General features: G+C 66.3%; 18 protein-coding genes. 7 read left to right on the forward strand and 11 right to left on the reverse strand.

What is annotated here, in order from left to right; genetic code table 11:
* Window positions 1-76 precede the first annotated feature (76 nt).
* Window positions 77-1444 carry a DNA repair protein RadA gene (gene radA / locus AC0Z2B_RS19080; RefSeq protein ID WP_473004539.1) on the reverse strand — a complete coding sequence of 456 codons (1368 nt, stop codon included), beginning with the start codon at window positions 1442-1444 and terminating at the stop codon, window positions 77-79.
* A gap of 165 nt (window positions 1445-1609) precedes the next feature.
* On the opposite strand from radA, the gene mscL reads away from it, so the two are divergent.
* Window positions 1610-2023, forward strand: a complete 414-nt coding sequence (mscL, locus tag AC0Z2B_RS19085) for a large-conductance mechanosensitive channel protein MscL (protein WP_416426990.1) — start codon at window positions 1610-1612, stop codon at window positions 2021-2023.
* Window positions 2024-2071: 48 nt separating this feature from the next.
* Here the strand turns inward: mscL and AC0Z2B_RS19090 are convergent, their stop codons facing one another.
* Window positions 2072-2848, reverse strand: coding sequence for a ferredoxin--NADP reductase (locus AC0Z2B_RS19090; protein ID WP_476298724.1), 777 nt, complete (start codon window positions 2846-2848; stop codon window positions 2072-2074).
* 207 nt (window positions 2849-3055) lie between these two features.
* On the opposite strand from AC0Z2B_RS19090, the gene AC0Z2B_RS19095 reads away from it, so the two are divergent.
* Both AC0Z2B_RS19095 and AC0Z2B_RS19100 read left to right on the forward strand, forming a co-directional pair.
* On the forward strand, window positions 3056-3757 hold the full coding sequence (locus AC0Z2B_RS19095; protein WP_476298726.1) for an autoinducer binding domain-containing protein: 702 nt from the start codon (window positions 3056-3058) through the stop codon (window positions 3755-3757).
* 135 nt (window positions 3758-3892) lie between these two features.
* Window positions 3893-5017: a methyltransferase gene (locus AC0Z2B_RS19100; protein ID WP_476298728.1), complete on the forward strand. Its 1125-nt coding sequence runs from the start codon at window positions 3893-3895 to the stop codon at window positions 5015-5017.
* Window positions 5018-5124: 107 nt separating this feature from the next.
* On the opposite strand, the gene AC0Z2B_RS19105 is transcribed toward AC0Z2B_RS19100, so the two are convergent.
* The 3 genes from AC0Z2B_RS19105 to AC0Z2B_RS19115 all read right to left on the reverse strand — a co-directional run bounded on the left by AC0Z2B_RS19105 (window position 5125) and on the right by AC0Z2B_RS19115 (window position 7841).
* Window positions 5125-5286, reverse strand: coding sequence for a DUF2474 domain-containing protein (locus AC0Z2B_RS19105; protein ID WP_416426994.1), 162 nt, complete (start codon window positions 5284-5286; stop codon window positions 5125-5127).
* Between the two features lie 104 nt (window positions 5287-5390).
* Window positions 5391-6398, reverse strand: a complete 1008-nt coding sequence (cydB, locus tag AC0Z2B_RS19110) for a cytochrome d ubiquinol oxidase subunit II (RefSeq protein ID WP_027979298.1) — start codon at window positions 6396-6398, stop codon at window positions 5391-5393.
* Between the two features lie 3 nt (window positions 6399-6401).
* A complete protein-coding gene (locus AC0Z2B_RS19115; protein WP_476298730.1) occupies window positions 6402-7841 on the reverse strand; it encodes a cytochrome ubiquinol oxidase subunit I in 1440 nt (479 codons plus the stop codon).
* A gap of 392 nt (window positions 7842-8233) precedes the next feature.
* On the opposite strand from AC0Z2B_RS19115, the gene AC0Z2B_RS19120 reads away from it, so the two are divergent.
* The 3 genes from AC0Z2B_RS19120 to trmA all read left to right on the forward strand — a co-directional run bounded on the left by AC0Z2B_RS19120 (window position 8234) and on the right by trmA (window position 12049).
* A complete protein-coding gene (locus tag AC0Z2B_RS19120) occupies window positions 8234-9466 on the forward strand; it encodes an MFS transporter (protein ID WP_473004543.1) in 1233 nt (410 codons plus the stop codon).
* Between the two features lie 205 nt (window positions 9467-9671).
* Window positions 9672-10967 (forward strand): NCS2 family permease, encoded by a 1296-nt coding sequence (locus tag AC0Z2B_RS19125; RefSeq protein ID WP_416426998.1) that lies wholly within the window; start codon window positions 9672-9674, stop codon window positions 10965-10967.
* A complete protein-coding gene (gene trmA / locus AC0Z2B_RS19130; protein WP_476298733.1) occupies window positions 10964-12049 on the forward strand; it encodes a tRNA (uridine(54)-C5)-methyltransferase TrmA in 1086 nt (361 codons plus the stop codon). The genes AC0Z2B_RS19125 and trmA overlap by 4 nt, the downstream gene beginning before the upstream one ends.
* Window positions 12050-12119: 70 nt before the next feature.
* On the opposite strand, the gene AC0Z2B_RS19135 is transcribed toward trmA, so the two are convergent.
* The 3 genes from AC0Z2B_RS19135 to AC0Z2B_RS19145 all read right to left on the reverse strand — a co-directional run bounded on the left by AC0Z2B_RS19135 (window position 12120) and on the right by AC0Z2B_RS19145 (window position 15281).
* Window positions 12120-13970, reverse strand: a complete 1851-nt coding sequence (locus AC0Z2B_RS19135) for an amidohydrolase (RefSeq protein WP_476298735.1) — start codon at window positions 13968-13970, stop codon at window positions 12120-12122.
* A 35-nt stretch (window positions 13971-14005) separates the two neighbouring features.
* Window positions 14006-14572, reverse strand: coding sequence for an antibiotic biosynthesis monooxygenase (locus AC0Z2B_RS19140; protein WP_476298737.1), 567 nt, complete (start codon window positions 14570-14572; stop codon window positions 14006-14008).
* Window positions 14573-14636: 64 nt separating this feature from the next.
* Window positions 14637-15281 (reverse strand): hydrolase, encoded by a 645-nt coding sequence (locus AC0Z2B_RS19145; protein ID WP_416427002.1) that lies wholly within the window; start codon window positions 15279-15281, stop codon window positions 14637-14639.
* Between the two features lie 162 nt (window positions 15282-15443).
* On the opposite strand from AC0Z2B_RS19145, the gene AC0Z2B_RS19150 reads away from it, so the two are divergent.
* A complete protein-coding gene (locus AC0Z2B_RS19150; protein WP_476298739.1) occupies window positions 15444-16337 on the forward strand; it encodes a LysR family transcriptional regulator in 894 nt (297 codons plus the stop codon).
* Between the two features lie 80 nt (window positions 16338-16417).
* Here AC0Z2B_RS19150 and AC0Z2B_RS19155 read toward each other — a convergent pair whose 3' ends face one another.
* From AC0Z2B_RS19155 to AC0Z2B_RS19165, 3 genes are read right to left on the reverse strand one after another with little or no spacing between them, the layout of a single operon-like run.
* Window positions 16418-17731 (reverse strand): TolC family outer membrane protein, encoded by a 1314-nt coding sequence (locus AC0Z2B_RS19155; RefSeq protein ID WP_476298741.1) that lies wholly within the window; start codon window positions 17729-17731, stop codon window positions 16418-16420.
* The gene (locus tag AC0Z2B_RS19160; protein ID WP_476298743.1) at window positions 17731-18990 is read right to left on the reverse strand and encodes an HlyD family type I secretion periplasmic adaptor subunit; all 1260 of its coding nucleotides are present in this window, start codon (window positions 18988-18990) and stop codon (window positions 17731-17733) included. The genes AC0Z2B_RS19155 and AC0Z2B_RS19160 overlap by 1 nt, the downstream gene beginning before the upstream one ends.
* Window positions 18987-20663 carry a type I secretion system permease/ATPase gene (locus tag AC0Z2B_RS19165; protein WP_476298745.1) on the reverse strand — a complete coding sequence of 559 codons (1677 nt, stop codon included), beginning with the start codon at window positions 20661-20663 and terminating at the stop codon, window positions 18987-18989. Before AC0Z2B_RS19165 ends, AC0Z2B_RS19160 begins: the two co-directional genes overlap by 4 nt.
* Window positions 20664-20701 lie beyond the last annotated feature (38 nt).

A 20701-nucleotide genomic window follows, 5' to 3' on the forward strand; every position in this document is an offset into this window, starting at 1 on the left:
CCCCCCCCCCCCCCCCCCCGGGCTCCCCCTCAAAAACCGCGCCGGCGCCGGGCCCCCCGCTGCTACGGGAACGGGGTTATTCGAAGAGGGCGTCGAGGGCCTGCTCCAGGCGGGTCACGCCAATGACCTGCAGGCCGGCCGGCGCTTCCTTCGGTGCATTGCCCTTGGGCACGATGGCGCGCTTGAAGCCGTGCTTGGCGGCTTCCTTGAGGCGTTCCTGGCCGCTGGGCACCGGGCGCACCTCGCCGGACAGGCCCACCTCGCCGAACACCAGCAGGTCATGCGGCAGCGGCCGGTTGCGCAGGCTGGACATGATGGCCGCCAGCAGCGCCAGGTCGGAGGCGGTTTCCAGCACCTTCACGCCGCCCACCACGTTGAGGAACACGTCCTGGTCGTGGGTGGGGATGCCGCCGTGGCGGTGCAGCACCGCCAGCAGCATCGACAGGCGGTTCTGGTCCAGGCCCAGGGTCACGCGGCGCGGGTTGGCCAGGTGGCTGTCGTCCACCAGCGCCTGCACCTCCACCAGCATCGGCCGGGTGCCTTCCCAGGTGGCCATGACCACGCTGCCCGGCACTTCCTCCTGGGCGCGGGTGAGGAAGATGGCCGAGGGGTTGGACACCTCCTTCAGACCCTTGTCGGTCATGCCGAACACGCCCAGTTCATTCACAGCGCCGAAGCGGTTCTTCACCGCGCGCAGCAGGCGCAGGCGGCCGTCGGACTCGCCTTCGAAATACAGCACGGTATCGACCATGTGCTCAAGTACACGCGGGCCGGCCAGCGCGCCTTCCTTGGTGACGTGGCCCACCAGGAAGATCGCGGTGCCGCTCTGCTTGGCGTAGCGCACCAGCAAGGCGGCGCTCTCGCGCACCTGGGAGACGCCACCGGGGGCGGACTGCAGGGCCTCGGTGAAGATGGTCTGGATGGAGTCGATGACCATCACCTTGGGCTGCTCGACCCGGGCGGTGGCGATGATGGTCTCGATGCAGGTCTCGGTCATGACCCGCAGCTTGTCCTGGGGCAGGCCCAGGCGGCGCGCGCGCATGGCCACCTGCTGTTGCGATTCCTCGCCGGTGACGTACAGCGCTGGCATGCGCGCGGCGATGTTGCACAGGGTCTGCAGCAGGATGGTGGACTTGCCGATGCCCGGGTCACCGCCAATCAGCACCACCGAGCCGTCCACCAGGCCGCCGCCCAGCACGCGGTCGAGCTCGGTGGAGGCGGTGGTGAAACGGGGAATTTCCTCGACGCTGACCTCCGCCAGGGTCTTGATCTGCGCCTGCTGGCCGGCCCAGCCGGTACGGCCGCTGGGGGGCGCGGCAGCGCCGGCCTCGATCATGGTTTCGGTCAGGGTGTTCCAGGCGCCGCACTCGCCGCACTGGCCGGCCCATTTCGGGAAGGTGGCGCCGCACTCGGTGCAGCCGTACAAGCGCTTGGCCTTGGCCATGAGGAATACCCCTGTATATAAAAACAGTCATCATACCGATCCTGGCCGGATTCGGTAAAACTAATAGGGAGAAGCCGGGTCATTGTTACCAGGTAACGAGCACGGCGCGCTTCGCTGTCTTACACTGCCTGCAACCATTCATCTGTAACAAGGGATATCAAAAGCATGGGCGTACTAGCTGAGTTCAAGGCCTTCGCGGTCAAAGGCAACGTGGTCGACATGGCCGTGGGTATCATCATTGGCGCAGCGTTCGGCAAGATCGTCTCGTCGTTCGTGGGTGACGTGGTCATGCCGCCGCTGGGGCTGTTGATTGGCGGCGTGGATTTCAGCGACCTGGCGGTGACCCTCAGGGAAGCCCAGGGCACGGCGCCGGCCGTGGTGCTGGCCTACGGCAAGTTCATCCAGACCATCATCGACTTCCTGATCGTGGCGTTCGCCATCTTCATGGGCGTCAAGGCCATCAACAAGCTCAAGCGCGAAGAAGCCGCCGCCCCTACCCTGCCGCCTACCCCGACCAAGGAAGAGCTGCTGTTGGGCGAGATTCGTGATTTGCTGAAAGAGCAGAACGCGCGGCCGTGACGCAGCCTGCGGCATCTGCTACGGGGTGCGTGACCGCGCGCCCCGCTCTCACCAATAGTTCTCTACCGCTATCTGCCCTGGCTTGCGGGTCAGGGTCAGGCGCATGTCGCGGGCCTTGAGCACCGCGCGGGTGTCGTCGATCATCTGCGGGTTGCCGCAGATCATCACCCGTGAATGCTCCGGCGCTAGCGCACAGCCGGCCGCCGCTTCCAGCTCGCCATTGTCGATCAACGTGGTGATGCGCCCGCCCAGCGCGCCCGGGTACTGCTCGCGGGTGACGATGGGAATGTACTGGAACTTGTGCGCGTATTCCGCCAGGTACTCACGCCCGGTGAGCTCGGCGATCAGCGGCTGGTACGCCAGCTCGCGGCCTTCGCGGGCGCTGTAGACCAGGATGATGCGCTCGAATTTCTCCCACACTTCGAAATCCTGCAGGATCGACAGGAACGGCGCCACCCCGGTGCCCGTGGCCAGCAGCCACAGGTCGCGGCCGTCGATGAAGCGGTCCGGGGTCAGGTAACCGAACGCCTGGCGGTCCACCAGCAGCGTGTCACCCTCGCGCAGGCGGCTCAGCTCGCTGGTGAACTCCCCTCCCGGCACCACGATGGAGAAGAACTTCAGGAACTCGTCATGGGGCGAGGACACCATCGAATAGGCACGCCACGCCACGCTGCCATCAGGCTTGGTCACCCCCAGGCGGGCGAACTGCCCGGCGCGGAAACGAAAACCGGGGTCGCGGGTGGTCCTCAGGGTGAACAGGCTGGGGGTCAGCGGCTGTACCTCGAGCAGCGTCTGGCGGGTGAAATTCTCGGCGCTGGCGGTCATGACGGTCTCCGTGGGAACAGTGCTCCTAGTGTCCAGCAAAGCGGCAGCCAGGAACACCCGCAAGTTGTAATGGCTTTTTCATGCAGTAGCCAGACGATAACTACATTTTATCGACGCAATTAACTCGTATCAAAGCATTAATCACCTAGAATGAAGCGACGGGGCAATACTTGGATCCATATCGGGCAGCTCAATTGGAGTGTCGTCATGAGAATGTGGCATGAAGCGCAACTGCATCACCTGCAAGGCATGGCCGAACGCAAGGATATAGTAGAGAGCGCTTTGGACCTGGCCCGCGACCTGGGCTTCGACTACGCAAGCTTCGCCACCGGCCCCGGCCAGGTCATGCCGCACCGCATGGCCCTGAACAATATGCCAGCCGCATGGCGCCAGCGTTATCGGCAGCAGGGCTATGGCGCTACCGACCCCAGCGTCAGGCATTGCCGGCACTCGGTGGTGCCGTTGCTGTGGACTGACGGCGTGTTCCGCAGCACCCCTGAATTCCGCCAGGACGCCTGGAGCCACGGCATTCGCCATGGCCTGAGCCTGGCCATCCACGACAGCGACCACCAGGTCAGCATGCTCACCCTGGCCCGCCGGGACATGCCGGTGGGGGCCGACGAGTTCTGCGCCAAGGTGGGCCAGTGCCTGTGGCTGGGCAACCTGCTGCACCAGCGCCTGGGAGCCCGACAGGCCAGCGCGGACGGGGACACCCACGGCCAGCTGTCCGGCCGCGAGCTGGAGATACTGCGCTGGTCGGCCGAGGGCAAGACCGCCGGCGATATCGCCGCCATTCTCAGCCTTTCCGAGCGCACAGTGAACTTTCATATCAGCACGGCCGTAAAGAAAATGGGCATGGGCAACAAGCTCTCTGCCGTGGTTCACGCTGCTCAAGCTGGCCTGCTGTGAGCCCCACGCCTGCATAATTCTGCAAATGGACGTAGAATTCCCGACCCGGAGCACCCCATGGTGCCTCCCTGCTGCGAGTTTGGTACCGCCGAGACTTGCGTAAATCTACAGCTGCCCACCCCGAGTCTCTGCCCCATGCCCGTGTTGACCACGCCCTTCGCCCAGCTCGACCTGATCCGCCAGCCCGACCAGCCCAACGAACCGCTGCAGGCGTTCGACGCCGCCGACGAGTACCTGCTCAACCACCTGGCCGAGCAGCAATTGCCTGCCAGCACCCGGGTGCTGGTGCTCAACGACAGCTTTGGCGCCCTGGCCATCAGCCTGCAAGGCCAGTTCGAACTGGTCAGCAGCGGTGATTCGTTCCTGGGCAGCCAGGCGCTGGAAAAGAACCTGGTGCGCAACGGCCGGCCCTTCGACGCAATTGGCGTGCTGCCGGCCAGCCAGCGCTGGGACGGCCTGTTCGACCGCGTGCTGATTCGCGTGCCCAAGACCCTGGCGCTGCTGGAAGAACAGTTGATTCGCCTGCAGGGCCACCTGGCGCCCGGCGCCCAGGTGGTGGCCGCCGCCATGGTCAAGCACCTGCCGCGGGCAGCCGGCGACCTGCTGGACCAGTACATCGGTCCGGTCAGCGCTTCGCTGGCAGTGAAAAAGGCCCGGCTGCTGATCGCCACCGCCGAGGCACGCGGCCCGTTCACCTCGCCCTACCCGAGCCGCTACCGCCTGGACCAGCCGGCGCTGGAGCTGCTGAACCATGCCAACGTGTTCTGCCGCGAAGGCCTGGACATCGGCACCCGCGCCTTCCTGCCCCACCTGCCTACCGGGCTGGGCAGCGCCCAGGTCGCCGACCTGGGCTGCGGCAATGGCGTGCTGGGCATCGTCAGCGCCCTGCAGAACCCGCAGGCGCACTACACCCTGGTGGATGAGTCGTACATGGCGGTGCAGTCGGCCGCCGAGAACTGGCAGGCCGCCCTGGGTGAGCGCGAAGTGACCGTGCGCGCCGGCGACGGCCTGGCCGGCCAGGCGCCGCAGTCCCTGGATGTGGTGCTGTGCAACCCGCCGTTCCACCAGGCCCAGGTGGTGGGCGATTTCCTGGCCTGGCGCATGTTCCAGCAGGCGCGCGAAGCGCTGGTGGTGGGCGGCGCGCTGTACATCGTCGGCAACCGCCACCTGGGCTACCACAGCAAGCTGGCGCGGCTGTTCCGCGGCGTCGAGCAGGTGGCAGCCACGCCCAAGTTCGTGATTCTGAAAGCCCGCAAGTGACCGTGTGGGAGCTGGCTTGCCAGCTTCCACATACACAAAAAAAAACCCTCCGAAGAGGGTTTGAAAACCGCTGCCTGTGCAAAACAGCGGTGGGATGAGACGGTATTTCAGTGGGACTTCATGCCCGCCGCAGTCATGAACATGCGCAGCAGTTCAGCGACGATGCCCAGGGCCACGATGCTGCCCGCCCAGATCACCAGCAGCCAGCCCACGCGCTTCCACCAGGGGCTGTTGGCAGCCGGGTCGGGTTCATGTTCCTTGCTGTTCATCGCATGCTCTCCTGTGTACGTCCGTAGCAGCTGCCGCAGGCTGCGTCCGGCTTCCCCGCGTTGGGGCGTTGGACGCGGCCTGCAGCCGCTGCTACAGGGGGCTGTCAGTGGTAGCCGTCTTCAGGTTTCACCTTGCCGCGGAACACGTAGTAGCTCCAGAAGGTGTAAACCAGGATGAACGGGATGATGAACAGCGTGCCCACCAGGATGAAGCCCTGGCTTTGCGGCGGCGACGCTGCGTCCCAGATCGACACGGCCGGCGGGATGATGTTCGGCCACAGGCTGATACCCAGGCCGCTGTAGCCGAGGAAGATCAGGATCAGGGTCATGATGAACGGCATGTAGTGGGCGCGTTGCGACACCGACTTCAGCAGCGCGTACAGCGCCAGCAGCACCAGCAGCGGCACCGGCATGAACCACAGCAGGTTAGGCATGCTGAACCAGCGGGTGGCGATGTCGGCGTGGGTCAGCGGGGTCCAGATACTGACGATACCGGTGACCAGCAGCAGCACCAGGGCCAGCGGCTTGGCCAGCTTGTGCATGGCTTCCTGCAGGCTGCCTTCAGTCTTCATGATCAGCCAGGTGCAGCCCAGCAGGGCGTAGGCCACGATCAGCGCCAGGCCACAGAACACGCTGAACGGCGTCAACCAGTCCAGGCCACCGCCGGCGTAGGCACGGTTGACCACCGGAATGCCATCGATATAGGCGCCCAAGGCAACGCCCTGGGCGAAGGTAGCCAGCAGCGAACCGCCGATGAACGCCTTGTCCCAGATGTGACGCTTGTCGGCACGGGCCTTGAAGCGGAACTCAAACGCCACGCCGCGGAAGATCAGGCCGATCAGCATCAGGATCAGTGGCAGGTACAGCGCTTCCAGCACCACCGAGTAGGCCAGCGGGAAGGCGCCGAACAACGCCGCGCCGCCCAGTACCAGCCAGGTTTCGTTGCCGTCCCACACGGGGGCGACGGTGTTCATCATTACATCACGGTCGGACTCGCCCTTGATGAACGGGAAAAGAATCCCGATACCCAGGTCGAAGCCGTCCATGATCACGTACATCATGACGCCGAAGATAATGATCACGGCCCAGATCAGTGGAAGATCGATACCCATGACTCAGTTCCCCTTGTTCAGGCTGTCGGCGTGGCCTTCTTCGCTGCCTTCGTGGGCGGCGGAGAGAGGGCGTGCAGGCGTACGCGTTTGACCAGGGCCACCATGGGTAGCTTCTGCGCCTTCGTGGGTTTTCGGACCCTTGCGCACCAGGCGCATCATGTAGCCGAAGCCGGTACCGAACAGCGAGAAGTACACCACCACGAACAGCACCAGGGTGATGCTCATCTGCGTGACGCTGTGGTTGGACACTGCGTCGGCAGTGCGCAGCAGGCCGTACACGACCCACGGCTGACGGCCGATTTCAGTGGTGAACCAGCCCGCCAGCATGGCGATCAGGCCAGCCGGGCCCATGCACATGGCCAGGGTCAGGAACAGGCGGTTGGTGTACAGGCCACCGCGCCAGCGCAGCCAGGCACTCCACAGGCCCACGGCGATCATCAGCATGCCCAGGCCGGCCATGACGCGGAACGACCAGAACACGATCAGCGAGTTCGGGCGGTCTTCAGGCGGGAACGACTTCAGCGCCGGGATCTGCTTGTCCAGGCTGTGGGTCAGGATGAGGCTGCCCAGGTACGGCACTTCGATGGCGTACTTGGTCTTCTCTTCCTTCATGTCCGGGATGCCGAACAGGATCAGCGGGGTCGGCTCGTTGCCGACGTTTTCCCAGTGGCCCTCGATGGCGGCGATCTTGGCCGGCTGGTGCTCCAGGGTGTTCAAGCCGTGGGCGTCACCGACCACTGCCTGGATAGGCGCGACGATCAGCGCCATCCACATGGCCATGGAGAACATCTTGCGGATGGCCGCGTTGTCGCGGCCACGCAGCAGGTGCCAGGCCGCCGAGGCGCCGACGAAGAACGCAGTGGCGACGAACGCGGCGATAGCCATGTGCGCCAGGCGGAACGGGAACGAGGGGTTGAAGATTACCGCCAGCCAGTCCACCGGAATCACGCGACCGTCGACGATCTCGTAGCCCTGCGGGGTCTGCATCCAGCTGTTGGAAGCCAGGATCCAGAAGGTGGAGATCAGCGTGCCCACGGCCACCATGACGGTGGAGAAGTAGTGCAGGCCACGGCCCACACGGTTCCAGCCGAACAGCATGACGCCGAGGAAACCGGCTTCCAGGAAGAACGCGGTCAGCACTTCATAGGTCAGCAGCGGCCCGTTGACGGCGCCGGCGAAGTCCGAGAAGCGACTCCAGTTGGTGCCGAACTCGTAGGCCATGACCAGGCCCGAGACCACGCCCATGCCGAAGTTGACGGCGAAAATTTTCGACCAGAAATGGTACAGATCGCGGTAGGTGTCATCCTTGGTCTTGAGCCACAGGCCTTCGAGCACGGCCAGGAAACTGGCCAGGCCGATGGTGATGGCGGGGAACAGGATGTGGAACGAGACCGTAAACGCGAACTGCATTCGGGCGAGATCTAGAGCCTCTAAGCCGAACATATGGTTTCCTCTATCAGATGAATCATCTGCGTGCGTCGGGGGACGCCCCCGTCAACTCGCACCGACAGCCCTCACGGTTAATGAGTGCGGCGCGCGAAATGTGTTCTGAGTATTCAAGTGTGGCAGTGACCAATGGCCTCAACACAACGCGGCTGCACCGTGTATTGACCAGGATCAATGATCCCTAAAAGAGTAGACCCAATCCGCGCAGTTAACTGCGTGGTCTATTGTCACGCGGCACGTTGCCTCACCCTTCTAAAGCAGGGGGTTCGGCCAATTTCGGGGATCGCGCGAGAGGATTGCGGCGAATGGCAACGAATGCCATTTACGTAACCTGCGGTTACAAACTAGTGATAATCTCGCGCCTCCCGCCCGCGAGGTTGCCCTGCCCCATGTCCAGTTCCGCTGTACTGCTGCTGCGTCATCACCGTCCTTTCATGGCTTTCTGGCTGGCGCGGGTGTGCACCGCCAGCGGCTTCCAGATGCTCACAGTGGCCATTGGCTGGCACCTCTACCAGCTGACCGGCAGCGTGCTCGACCTGGGCCTGGTGGGCCTGGTGGAATTCACCCCGCGGGTGCTGTTCATGCTGCACACCGGGCATGTGGCCGACCGCTATGACCGACGCAAGGTAGCTGCCATCTGCCAGACGGGGCAGGCGCTGGTGGCCCTGGCCCTGGTGATCGGCAGCAGCACCGACAGCGTCAGCCGCGACATGATCTTCGTGCTGGCCTTCCTGCTGGGCAGCGCCCGGGCGTTCGAGATGCCCACCACCCAGGCACTGCTGCCCAATATCGTGCCCACCGAGCTGTTCCCCCGCGCGGTAGCGGCCTCGGCCTCGGCCATGCAGACCGCCACCATCGTCGCGCCGGCCCTGGGCGGCTTTCTATATGCGTTCGGCAGCGTGTGGGTGTACGGCCCCACCGTGGTGCTCTATGTGCTGGCGCTGTCGCTGATGCTCAGCCTGCCGGCCCGCCAGACCCCGCTGAACAAGGGCAAGGCCACGCTGCAGTCGCTGCTGGCCGGGATCAACTTCATTCGCAGCCGCCCGGACATTCTCGGTGCCATTTCCCTGGACCTGTTCGCCGTGCTGCTGGGCGGCGCCACCGCGCTGCTGCCGGTGTTCGCCCGCGACATCCTGCTGACCGGCCCCTGGGGCCTGGGCCTGCTGCGCTCGGCGCCAGCGGTGGGGGCGCTGCTGATGTCGTTCTGGCTGTCGCGTTTCCCCATCGAGCGCAAGGTGGGCCGCACCATGTTCGCCGGCGTCGGGGTATTTGGCGTGGCGACCATCGCCTTCGGCCTGTCCACCTCGTTCTGGTTCAGCCTGGCGACCCTGGCGGTGCTGGGCGCGGCAGACATGATCAGCATGGTGATCCGCGGCGCATTCGTGCAATTGGAGACGCCGGACGAGATGCGCGGCCGGGTCAGCGCCGTGAACGGCTTGTTCATTGGCGCCTCGAACCAGCTGGGCGAGTTTGAATCGGGCCTGACGGCGCACTGGTTCGGCACGGTGCCGGCAGTGGTGCTGGGCGGTGTGGGCACGCTGGTGGTGACCGGCACCTGGATCAAGCTGTTCCCGACCCTGGCCAAGCGCGACCACATGCTGAACCGCGAGAAACCCCTGTAGCAGCGGCCGCCAGGCCGCATCCACGACGCGTAACGCCCGGACGCCGCCTGGCGGCAGCTGCTACAGGGTTAAAGCGACACACGCATTCACCCCCAGCCAGCCATGCTGGTATGATGCGCGGCTTTTTTCGGCCCCTCGGCGAGCTTGTGCTTTGCTTGAGGGGTCAATTCATTCACGGCGCCGGGGCGCGCCACGGGGATCAGGCATGCTGGAAAGGCTGTTTCAACTAAAAGCACACAACACCAACGTGCGTACCGAGATACTGGCGGGCATCACCACGTTCCTGGCCATGGCCTACATCCTGTTCGTCAACCCGAGCATCCTCGGCGAGACCGGCATGGACAAGGGCGCGGTGTTCGTCGCCACCTGCCTGGCAGCCGCCATCGGCTCGACCGTGATGGGCCTGATCGCCAACTACCCGATCGCCCTGGCACCGGGCATGGGCCTGAACGCCTTCTTCACCTACACCGTAGTGCTGCACATGGGTTACACCTGGCAGACCGCGCTGGGCTCGGTGTTCATCTCGGCCGTGCTGTTCTTCCTGCTGTCGATCTTTCGCATCCGCGAATGGATCGTCAACAGCATCCCGCTGCCGCTGCGCTCGGCCATTGCCGCGGGCATCGGCCTGTTCCTGGCGCTGATCGCCCTGCACAACGCCGGTATCGTGGTCGGCAACCCGGCCACCCTGGTGGGCCTGGGCGACCTGAAGCAGCCGGCACCGATCCTGGCCACCCTGGGCTTCGTGCTGATCGTGGCCCTGGAAGCCCTGAAAGTGCGCGGCGCCGTGCTGATCGGCATCCTGGCAGTGACCATCGTTTCGATCCTGATGGGCTTCAGCCCGTTCGGCGGCGTCACCTCCATGCCGCCATCGCTGGCCCCGACCTTCCTGCAGTTGGACATCAAGGGCGCGCTGAACGTGGGCCTGGTGAGCGTGATCTTCGCCTTCCTGTTCGTTGACCTGTTCGACAACTCCGGCACCCTGATCGGCGTGGCCAAGCGCGCCGGCCTGATGGGCAAGGACGGCCACATGCCGAAAATGGGCCGTGCCCTGATCGCCGACAGCACCGCGGCCATGGCCGGTTCCCTGCTGGGCACCTCCACCACCACCAGCTACATCGAGTCGGCGGCAGGCGTGAGCGCCGGCGGCCGTACCGGCCTGACCGCCATCGTCGTGGCCCTGCTGTTCATCCTGGCGCTGTTCTTCGCGCCGCTGGCCGGCAGCGTGCCCGCCTTCGCTACCGCCCCTGCCCTGCTGTTCGTGGCCGTGCTGATGATGTCGGGCCTGGCGGAAATCAACTGGGACGACATCACCGAGGCCGCGCCCGTGGTGGTCACCGCCCTGGCCATGCCGTTCACCTACTCGATCGCCAACGGCATTGCCTTCGGCTTCATTTCGTGGACACTGATCAAGCTGCTGTCGGGCCGCACCCGTGACCTGAACCCGGCGCTGATCATTCTGTCGATCCTGTTCGTCATCAAGCTGGGCTGGTTCAACGCATGAGCACGGTAGTGAACCCGGCGGACTACAGCCGCCAACTGGACGAGAAAACCGCGCGCCTGCGCGAGCTGCTGGCGCCGTTCGATGCCCCGGAACCCGCGGTATTCGAATCGCCGCGCGAGCATTACCGCCTGCGCGCCGAGTTCCGCCTGTGGCGCCAGGACGGCCAGCGCCACTACGCCATGTTCGCCCCGGGTGAGAAGCACACGGCCATCCTGATCGAGGAATTCCCGATCGCCAGCCTGCGCATCAACGAACTGATGCCCAAGCTCAAAGCCGCCTGGCAGGCCAATGACGCCCTGAGCAACAAGCTGTTCCAGGTGGAGTTCCTCACCACCCTGGCCGGCGACGCCATGGTCACCCTGTGCTACCACCGCCCACTGGACGAGCACTGGCAGGTGGCCGCCGAGCAACTGGCCGCCGACCTGGGCATCAGCCTGATCGGCCGCTCCAAGGGCAAGCGCGTGGTCATTGGCCGCGACTTCGCCGTGGAAAAACTGGACGTGGCCGGCCGCGTATTCAGTTACCAGCAGCCTGAAGGCGCGTTCACCCAGCCCAACGGCACGGTGAACCAGAAGATGCTGACCTGGGCCTATGAGGCGCTGGGCCAACGCGACGACGACCTGCTGGAGCTGTACTGCGGCAACGGCAACTTCACCCTGCCCCTGGCCACCCGGGTGCGCAAGGTGCTGGCCACCGAGATCAGCAAGACCTCGGTGAACGCCGCGCTGAACAACCTGGCCGACAACGCCGTGGACAACGTCACCCTGGTGCGCCTGAGCGCCGAGGAGCTGACCGAGGCGCTGAACGAGGTGCGGCCGTTCCGTCGCCTGCAGGGCGTGGACCTGAAGAGCTACCAGTTCGGCAGCGTGTTCGTCGACCCGCCGCGTGCCGGCATGGACCCGGACACCTGCGAGCTGACCCGCCGTTTCGACAACATCTTGTACATCTCCTGCAACCCGGAGACCCTGGCCGCCAACATCGCCCAGTTGCACGATACCCACCGTATCGAGCGTTGCGCGCTGTTCGACCAGTTCCCGTATACCCACCACATGGAATCGGGTGTGTTGCTGGTTCGTCGTTGAGCCAGAAATGACGCGGCCTGCGGCCGCTGCTACAAGTCCCGTCGCAGCGGCCGCAGGCCGCGTCATCCTGTTAGAACGCGAAACACGAACAGCCAAACGCCCCCCAGAACCCCTGGAAATCACTGACCGGCACGCTCGACTGCCGCGCCCTGTCGTGGCTGTGCGCATGCACCCCGCATGGCCCGCTGCACTGGTGCACCTGTTGCAGCACCGGCGACTGCGGCCGCCAATGGCCCGGCACGATGGCCACCGGCGACCAGTCCGGCGTCACCGGCAGGGTTGGCGGCGCCAGCTTGTCGAACTCACCCGCCGCGTGCACCACTTTGCCGTCCACCACGGTCAGCAGCGACTCGATCCACTTGATCGCCTCTTCCTCGACGCTGAAATAATCCGCCGACAGGGCCACCAGGTCCGCCAATTGCCCGACCTTGATCTGGCCTTTCTTGCCCTGCTCCGATGAGAACCACGCGCTGCCATGGGTGTACAGCTCCAACGCGGTGTCGCGCTCCAGCCCCTGTGGATAAAGCTCCAGCCCGCCCACGGTCTTGCCGCTGACCATCCAGTACAGCGAGGTCCACGGGTTGTAGCTCGACACCCGCGTGGCGTCGGTGCCCGCGCCTACCGGCACGCCCTCGGCGAGCATGCGCTGGATCGGCGGGGTCTGCTCGCCGGCCTTCTTGCCGTAGCGGTCGACGAAGTATTCGCCCTGGAAGGCCATGCGGTCCTGGATGGCGATGCCGCCGCCCAGCGCCTTCACCCGCTCGATGTTCTGCGGCGTGATGGTCTCGGCGTGGTCGAAGAACCACGGCAGGCCGTTGAAGGGAATGTCGCGGTTGACCTTCTCGAACACGTCCAGCATCCGCGAAATCGACTCGTCATAGGTGGCGTGCAGGCGGAACGGCCAGCGCTGCTCCACCAGGTGACGCACCACCGGTTCCAGGTCCTGCTCCATGGTGGCGGGCAGGTCCGGGCGTGGCTCCAGGAAGTCCTCGAAGTCGGCGGCGGAGAACACCAGCATTTCGCCGGCGCCGTTGTTGCGCAAAAAGTCGTTGCCCTGGCCGTAGCGGGTGCTGGCGGTCCAGTGCTGGAAGTCGGCCAGCTCTTCCTTGGGTTTCTGGGTGAACAGGTTGTAGGCGATACGCACGGTCAACTGGTCCTTGGCCGCCAGTTCGTTGATCACCTCGTAGTCATCGGGGAAGTTCTGGAAGCCGCCGCCGGCGTCGATGGCACTGGTGACGCCCAGGCGGTTGAGCTCGCGCATGAACTGGCGGGTGGAGTTCACCTGATATTCCAGCGGCAGTTTCGGGCCCTTGCTCAGGGTCGAATACAGGATCATGGCATTGGGGCGCGCCACCAGCATGCCGGTGGGGTTGCCCTGGGCGTCGCGCTGGATCTCGCCGCCGGGTGGGTTCGGGGTGTTGCGGTCATAGCCCACCACGCGCAAGGCGGCGCGGTTGAGCAGCGCGCGGTCGTACAGGTGCAGCACGAACACCGGGGTGTCGGGTGCGGCCTTGTTCAACTCGTCCAGGGTGGGCATGCGCTTTTCGGCGAACTGGAATTCGTTCCAGCCGCCCACCACCCGCACCCACTGTGGCGCCGGGGTGCGCAGGGCCTGCTCCTTGAGCATGGCCAGGGCATCGACCAGCGACGGCACACCTTCCCAGCGCAGTTCCAGGTTGTAGTTGAGGCCACCGCGGATCAGGTGCAGGTGCGAGTCATTGAGCCCGGGGATGACCGTGCGGCCACGCAGGTCGATGACCTGGGTGGCGCTGCCGCGCAGGGCCATGGCCTCGGCGTCGGTGCCCACGGCGACGAATTTGCCGTCCTTGATGGCCACGGCGCTGGCAGTGGGCTTGGCGCGGTCGACGGTGTGCAGGCGGCCGTTGTGCAGGATCAGATCAGCGGTGACGGTGGTGTTCATGACAGGGTTCCTTGTTGTCTGGGGTCAACGGCGGGTCAACGGGCTTGCAGCCAACCGCTCAGCCAGCGGGTGACCCGCGGCATGAACACGTAGACCACCAGCAGCACGACGCTCAGGGTGATGACGGTGTTGGCCGGGGCATAGCCGCCCAGCCAGGGAAACAGTTTGAAAACCGGTGCCCACAACAGCGGCACGATGAAGCTCAGCGGCAGGATGACCATGAAAGTCACGCAGGCCTGCTTCCAGCGCGGCGGCTGGGGCGCGCCGGCGTCCACCGGGGTGAACCAGAACTCGCGGTCGTTGTTGATCTCCAGCTGGTCGCCGTCGGCCAGCATGGGCTTGGCTTCTTCCACCAGGCGCTGGCGGTCGGCGGAGTCCAGCCAGCTTTGCAGCTGTTCGGTGCTGGCGAAGCGCAGCACGCTGGTGAACAGTTGCAGGCCGTTGCTGTGGCCGCGCATGACATCGATGCCCAGGTGGCCGGGATAGCTGCGGGCGATACCGATGATGCGGCGCAGCCATTCTTCGTAACGCGATTCCTGGCCTTTGCTGATGCGATGGCGAACCAGCAGGGTGACGACGCCATCGGCCATTTCGATGTTCATGCCTGACTCCTTTCACACAAATGCGGGAAAGCGAACCGGGACCTTGCGGCCCCGGGCGCTGAGCTTAGTTGACCTGGCGTTGTGGGGCCTTGTGCACCATGGTGTAGGCGTAATCCACGCCCATGCCGTAGGCGCCGCTGTGCTCGCGCACCAGGCCCATCACCGCGTCGTAGGTGTCCTTGTGCGCCCAGTCACGCTGGAATTCGAGCAGCACTTGCTGCCAGGTCACCGGTACCGCGCCAGCCTGGATCATGCGCTGCACCGACATGTCGTGGGCTTCCTGGGTGGTGCCGCCGCTGGCGTCGGTGACGATGTACACCTCATAGCCTTCGGCCATGGCTTCCAGCGCCGGGAAGGTCAGGCACACCTCGGTCCACAGGGCGGCGATGATCAGCTTCTTGCGGCCGGTGGCCTTGACCGCCTCCACGAACTTGGCGTCTTCCCAGCTGTTCATCGACGTGCGCTCGATTGGCTTCTGGCCAGGGTTCACCCCCAGCAGTTCCGGCCAGATGAAGCCGCTGAAGCTTTCGGTTTCAACCGAGGTGTAGATGGTCGGCACGTTGAAGATCTTGGCCGCCTTGGCCAGGCCCACGGTGTTGTTCTTCAGGGTCTGGCGGTCGATGGACTGCACGCCGAAGGCCATTTGCGGCTGGTGGTCGATCAGGATCAGGGCAGCGTTGGTTGGGTTCAGCAGTTCGCGGATGGACATGGTGTATTCCTTTTCTGATGTCGATAATCGGGTTTGAGTTGGCTGACGCTGTTCCCTTCGTTGGGCGCTGTGTGCGTCTGGCTTGGTGCTAATGTAGGCGCGTGCAATATCCGAGACAATTCCCTAAAATCGAGAATCATTGATTCCATTTTGGGGACACCGATGGACCGTATCGACGCCATGCGCGCGTTTGTCACCACCGTCAACGAGAACGGCTTCGCTGCCGCCGCCCGTGCGATGGACGTGCCGCGCTCGAAAATCAGCAAGCAGATCCAGGCCCTGGAAGAAGACCTGGGCGTGCAATTGCTGCAGCGCACCACCCGCAGCCTGCACATGACCGAGGCCGGCGCCGAGTACTACGAAGCGGTGCGCGAAGTGCTGGCGTCGGTGGATGAAGCCGAGCAGCGCGCGCGCAGCGGCCTGGGCGAGGCCCGCGGGGTGTTGCGGGTGAACGCGCCCATGTCGTTCGGCTTGCGCAAGCTGGGGCCGCTGATTCCGCTGTTCCATCAGGAGCACCCGCAGATCGAGCTGCAGCTGGTGCTCAGCGACCAGCAGGTGGACCCGGTGCGCGGTGGCTTCGACGTGACCATCCGCATCGCCAGCCTGGGCGATTCGAGCATGGTGGCCAAGCAACTGGCGCCCGCGCCACGGGTGCTGGTGGCTTCACCCGCCTACCTGGAGCGCCACGGCACCCCACAGGAGCCGCGCGACCTCACCAGCCACCAGTGCCTGAACTACGGCTACCTGCAAAGCGGCGTCAGCCTGCAGTTGAGCAACGGCCGCGAGACCCAGCGCGTGCACGTCACCGGCCCGCTGCACGCCAACAACGGCGACCTGCTGGCCACCGCTGCCGAGGGCGGTATGGGCATTGCCCTGCTGCCTTCGTTCATCGTCGAGGAAGCGCTGGCGGCAGGCCGCCTGGTGGCGGTGATGTGCGAGTGGCAGGCGCCAGCCATCAGCATCAACGCCGTGTACCCCACGGCGCGGCGCGTGCCGCAGAAGACCCGCGCATTCATCGAGTTCATGGTGGCGCACCTGGCCCCAAACCACCCGTAGCAGCTGCCGAAGGCTGCGTCCGCGGTCGCCGCGGTCATCCAGCGGTTGCGCGGCGTTTGGGACGCGGCCTGCGGCCGCTGCTACGGGGGGTTGGGGAAATGGCTGGCTACCTGGCGCATGTCGTATTCGTCCAGCACCCCGGCGGCGGCCTTCAGCTCTACCGACGCCAGCAACCAGCCATGCTGCGCCTCATGCAGCTCCATCCGGGCGCGGTACAGCTGTTGCTCGGCGTCCAGCACGTCGAGGTTGATGCGCTCGCCGCCCTGCTGGCTGCGCCGCGTGGCATGCAACTGGGCCTCGGCGCTGGCGGCGGCCAGGCGGTAGGCACGCACCCGCGCGGCGCCGCTGCGGGTGGCGTTGTAGTGGCGGCGCAGGTTGTTGAAGGTGGCCAGGGCCTGGCCGTCCAGTTCGTGCTGGGCCTGGGCCAGGCGGCTGGCGGCCTGGCGCGTGGCGGCGCTCACTCCGCCGCCGGCGAACAGCGGCACGTTCAGTTGCAGGCCAACGGTGTTGGTGTCGAACGCCTGTTGATAACTGCTTTCCGAATCCGACTGCGACTGGCGGTTGCTGGCGAACAGGCTCAGCTTGGGCAGGTGCCCGGCGCGCTGGCGTTGCACCTCCTGCTCGGCAACGTCCAGCCCGTGCCGGCGCGCCAACAGCTCGGGGTTGCGGCTGCTCGCCAGCTGCTGCCAGGCCTCGAAGGCCTCAGGCTGCAACGCGGGCAGCTGGATATGCTCCGCCAACGGCTGCAATTGCGTCGGCGCCTGCCCCAGCAGCGCCTGCAACTCGCGCGCGGCAACGTCCTGGGCGTCCAGGGCCTCAAGCTCCTCGGCCACGGCCAGGTTCAACCGCGCCTCGGTCTCCAGCACGTCGGTGCGGGTGCCCACGCCGTCCTCGAACAGGCTGCGGTTCAGCGCCAGCCGCTCACCCAGGGCGTGCTTGCGCTCGCGGCTCAGCTGCGTGCGCCGTGCCGCCAGCAGCGCGCTGCTGTACAGGCGCACCACCCGCACTCGCAGCGCCTGCTGCTGGCCCTGCCACTGGGCCTGGGCCTGGTGCGCCTGGGCATCGCCTTGGCGCCAGCGCGCCAGGGCGTCGAAGTCCAGCAGCGGCTGTTGCAGGCTGAGGGTGGCGGCGTGGCTGCGGTAGTCACGGTCCTGGCGTTGGCTGCCTTGGCTGACCTGCGACTGGTTGCGCGAGTGGCTGTAGCCCCAGCTCAACGTCGGCAACAGCGCGGCGCGGCCGATGGCCCGTTGTTCAAGCCCGGCCTCCCGCGCCGCGCCCGCCGCCTGCCAGGCCGGGTCGTTGCGCCGGGCCAGCTCGTAGGCGTCCAGCAGGCCCAGGGCCTGGGCGTTGCCGGCGAAGGCCAGCGAGGCGAGAAGCAGCAGTACAGGTTTCATCACTCCTCCACCAACGCGAGGTGGCTGCGGTCGCGCAGCGGCTTGAGCAGGTAATTGAGCAGCGAGCGCTCGCCGGTGCGCACGAAGGCCTGCACCGGCATGCCCGGTTGCAGGGTCAGCCCGGCCAGCTGCTCGGCACCGGTGACTTCGGCACGCAGCAGGTAGTAGGGCTCGCCGTTGCGCTCATCCTGCTGGCGGTCGGCGCCCACCAGGGTCACCCGCCCGGCCACCCGCGGCGTAGTGCTTTGGTTGAACGCCGGGAACAGCAGTTCAACCGGCAGGCCCGGGCGTACCTTGTCGACCATGTCCACCGGCAGCCGCGCCTCCACCTGCAACGGCTTGCCGGCCGGTACGATCTCCAGCAGCACCTGCCCGGGCGCCACCACCTCGCCTAGGGTGCTCACCTGCAAACCGCTGACGCGCCCGGCCACCGGCGCTTTCAAAGTGCTGGCGGCCAGTTCCTGCTCGGCCACGGCCAGGCGATGGCGCAGCTCTTCAGCCTGTTGGCGGGTGTCGGCCAGCTGGCTGCCGGCATCACGGCGAAACGCCTGGGTCAGGTGCTGCAGGCGCAGGCGCTGCTCGTCGACCTGTCGCTGCAACAGCCCTGCCCGCCCCTCGTCGACGCTGATGACAGCGGTCAGCTGCGCCAACTGGCGCTCGTCGGCCAGCACCCGGTGGCGGCTGACATGCCCTTCGGCGCCCAGGCGGCGCAAGCTGGCGAGCTGGGTCTGCAGGCTGGCGCGCTGAATACGCAGGCTGTGCAGCGAAGCCAGCAGCCCACTCAGCTGCGCCTCACTGCCCTGAATGGCCGCCTGCATGGCCGCGCGCTCGCTGTTGAGGCTGGCGGCGCGGCTGGCGTGGATTTCGCCTTGTAGCGCTGTGGCGTCCGGGCTTGCAGCCTGTGAAAACACTGGCATTGTGTCCTGCTGTTCGGCCGCCAGGCGCGCGCCTTGTGCCTCGGCGGCCTGCCATTGGCTGCGCAGGCTGCGTACCTGGCTGTGCAGCAACGGCTGGCGCAGGCGCAGCAACGGCTGCCCCGCGGCCACAGACTCGCCGTCGCTGACCAGGATACTTTCCAGCACCCCGCCGCTGGCGTGTTGCACGGTCTGCCGTTGGCCCACCACGGTGAGGTGCCCGGCCACTGCCACGCCCTGGTCCAGCGGCGCCCACATGGCCCAGGCGAAAAAGCCGCCCACGCCCAGCAGCAACACGGTCCAGCCCAGGCGCGCCGCTGCGCGATCATCCTTGAGCCTGCTCATGCCGCCTCTCCCTGCTCGGCCAACACCGTGGCGGCAGGGCCGAAGCGGTGCAGGTGGCCCTCGCGCAGGATCAGCAGGTGGTCGACGCGGCTGAGCACGTTGGCACGATGAGTCATCAGGATCACCGTGCGCTGCAGCGCCTTCAGGCGGTCGATGGCCGCCAGCAATGCCCGCTCGCCCGCCTCGTCGAGGTTGGCGTTGGGCTCGTCCAGCACGATCAGCGCCGGCAGCCCGTACAGCGCCCGCGCCAGGGCGATGCGTTGCTTCTGCCCACCGGACAAACCGGCGCCGCCCTCGCCCAGGCGGGTGTCGTAGCCCTGGGGCCATTGCAGTACCAACTCGTGCACGCCGGCCAGGGCTGCGGCGGCCAGCACCTTGTCGGCGTTGGCCGGGCCGAAGCGGGCGATGTTCTGCGCCACGGTGCCGGCAAACAGCTGGATGTCCTGGGGCAGGTAGCCAATCTGCGGCCCCAGTTGCCGCAGCGGCCAGTGGCCCAGCTCGGCGCTGTCCAGCCGCACCTGGCCGGCCAAGGGCGGCCATACCCCTACCAGCACCCGCGCCAGGGTCGACTTGCCGCTGCCGGACGGCCCGATCACCCCCAGCACACTACCCGCCGGCAGGCTAAGCGCCAGCCCGTGCAACGTCGGCGCGCTGCAACCGGGTGGGCCGGCGTCAACGCCTTGCAACGCCAGCGCCCCCTTGGGCGCCGGCAAGCGCTGCGGGTCGGCTGCCGGCGGGTGCTCCCGGAGCAACTGCACCAGGCGCTGGTAGGCATCGCGGGCCGGCCCCCATTGCTTCCAGGCGCCGATCAACTGGTCGATGGGGCCCAGCACCCGCCCCATCAGGATCGACCCGGCAATCATCATCCCCGGGCTGATCTGCTGCTGCACCGCCAGCCACGCCCCCAGCCCCAGCACCAGCGACTGCAGCGCCAGGCGGATGCCCTTGGCCCAGGCGCCCACCGCCGCCGAGCGTTCGCTGGCCAGCCCATACAAGTTCAGGAACGCTTGCTGCTGCACCTGCCAGCGCCCACGCAATGCATCGAGCATGCCCATGGCCCGCACCGCCTCGGCATTGGCCAGGTGCGCCGTGGCCTGCTGCGTAGCGGCCTGGGCCAACAGCCCTGCACGCGCCTGGAGGCCACCGCACAGGCGCTCGTTGAGCCACGCCAGCAGCACCAGCACCACCGCGCCGCCCAGCGCCAGCCCACCCAACGCCGGGTGAAACACGAACAGCACCCACAGGAACAGCGGAAACCACGGCGCATCGAACAGCCCGAACAGTGCCGTGCCGCTGGCGAATTGCCGCAGGCACGCCAGGTCCGCCAACGCCTGCCCCGCCGCGCCATGGCCGCTGCGCAACTGCGCGGCATGGGCGGCATCGTGCACCCGCGCCTGCAAGCCCTGCTCCAGCTGCGCGCCCAGGCGAATCACCAGCACCCCGCGCAGCCAGTCCAGCGTGCACATCAGCGCCAGCAGCCCCAGCACCATCAGGGTCAGCATCAGCAGGGTCATTTCGTTGCCCGAGGCCAGCACCCGGTCATACACCTGCAGCATGTACAAGGCCGGGGCCAGCATCAGCAAGTTGATCGCCGCGGAAAACACGCCGATGTCCACCAGCGAACGCCGGGCAGCCGCCAGCGCACTGCGCAATTCATTGCCAGAGCGGTGCATTCAGAGGGTTCCTTGCAAGATATCCACAGAAGCCCGCC

The sequence above is a fragment of the Pseudomonas sp. GYB4201 genome (assembly GCF_056312595.1).

What these genes read in the sequence shown, in the direction of transcription:
- radA (WP_473004539.1), bottom strand. Translation starts at nt 1,444, where the DNA reads ATGGCCAAGGCCAAGCGCTTGTACGGCTGCACCGAGTGCGGCGCCACC.
- mscL (WP_416426990.1), top strand. Translation starts at nt 1,610, where the DNA reads ATGGGCGTACTAGCTGAGTTCAAGGCCTTCGCGGTCAAAGGCAACGTG.
- AC0Z2B_RS19090 (WP_476298724.1), bottom strand. Translation starts at nt 2,848, where the DNA reads ATGACCGCCAGCGCCGAGAATTTCACCCGCCAGACGCTGCTCGAGGTA.
- AC0Z2B_RS19095 (WP_476298726.1), top strand. Translation starts at nt 3,056, where the DNA reads ATGAGAATGTGGCATGAAGCGCAACTGCATCACCTGCAAGGCATGGCC.
- AC0Z2B_RS19100 (WP_476298728.1), top strand. Translation starts at nt 3,893, where the DNA reads ATGCCCGTGTTGACCACGCCCTTCGCCCAGCTCGACCTGATCCGCCAG.
- AC0Z2B_RS19105 (WP_416426994.1), bottom strand. Translation starts at nt 5,286, where the DNA reads ATGAACAGCAAGGAACATGAACCCGACCCGGCTGCCAACAGCCCCTGG.
- cydB (WP_027979298.1), bottom strand. Translation starts at nt 6,398, where the DNA reads ATGGGTATCGATCTTCCACTGATCTGGGCCGTGATCATTATCTTCGGC.
- AC0Z2B_RS19115 (WP_476298730.1), bottom strand. Translation starts at nt 7,841, where the DNA reads ATGTTCGGCTTAGAGGCTCTAGATCTCGCCCGAATGCAGTTCGCGTTT.
- AC0Z2B_RS19120 (WP_473004543.1), top strand. Translation starts at nt 8,234, where the DNA reads ATGTCCAGTTCCGCTGTACTGCTGCTGCGTCATCACCGTCCTTTCATG.
- AC0Z2B_RS19125 (WP_416426998.1), top strand. Translation starts at nt 9,672, where the DNA reads ATGCTGGAAAGGCTGTTTCAACTAAAAGCACACAACACCAACGTGCGT.
- trmA (WP_476298733.1), top strand. Translation starts at nt 10,964, where the DNA reads ATGAGCACGGTAGTGAACCCGGCGGACTACAGCCGCCAACTGGACGAG.
- AC0Z2B_RS19135 (WP_476298735.1), bottom strand. Translation starts at nt 13,970, where the DNA reads ATGAACACCACCGTCACCGCTGATCTGATCCTGCACAACGGCCGCCTG.
- AC0Z2B_RS19140 (WP_476298737.1), bottom strand. Translation starts at nt 14,572, where the DNA reads ATGAACATCGAAATGGCCGATGGCGTCGTCACCCTGCTGGTTCGCCAT.
- AC0Z2B_RS19145 (WP_416427002.1), bottom strand. Translation starts at nt 15,281, where the DNA reads ATGTCCATCCGCGAACTGCTGAACCCAACCAACGCTGCCCTGATCCTG.
- AC0Z2B_RS19150 (WP_476298739.1), top strand. Translation starts at nt 15,444, where the DNA reads ATGGACCGTATCGACGCCATGCGCGCGTTTGTCACCACCGTCAACGAG.
- AC0Z2B_RS19155 (WP_476298741.1), bottom strand. Translation starts at nt 17,731, where the DNA reads ATGAAACCTGTACTGCTGCTTCTCGCCTCGCTGGCCTTCGCCGGCAAC.
- AC0Z2B_RS19160 (WP_476298743.1), bottom strand. Translation starts at nt 18,990, where the DNA reads ATGAGCAGGCTCAAGGATGATCGCGCAGCGGCGCGCCTGGGCTGGACC.
- AC0Z2B_RS19165 (WP_476298745.1), bottom strand. Translation starts at nt 20,663, where the DNA reads ATGCACCGCTCTGGCAATGAATTGCGCAGTGCGCTGGCGGCTGCCCGG.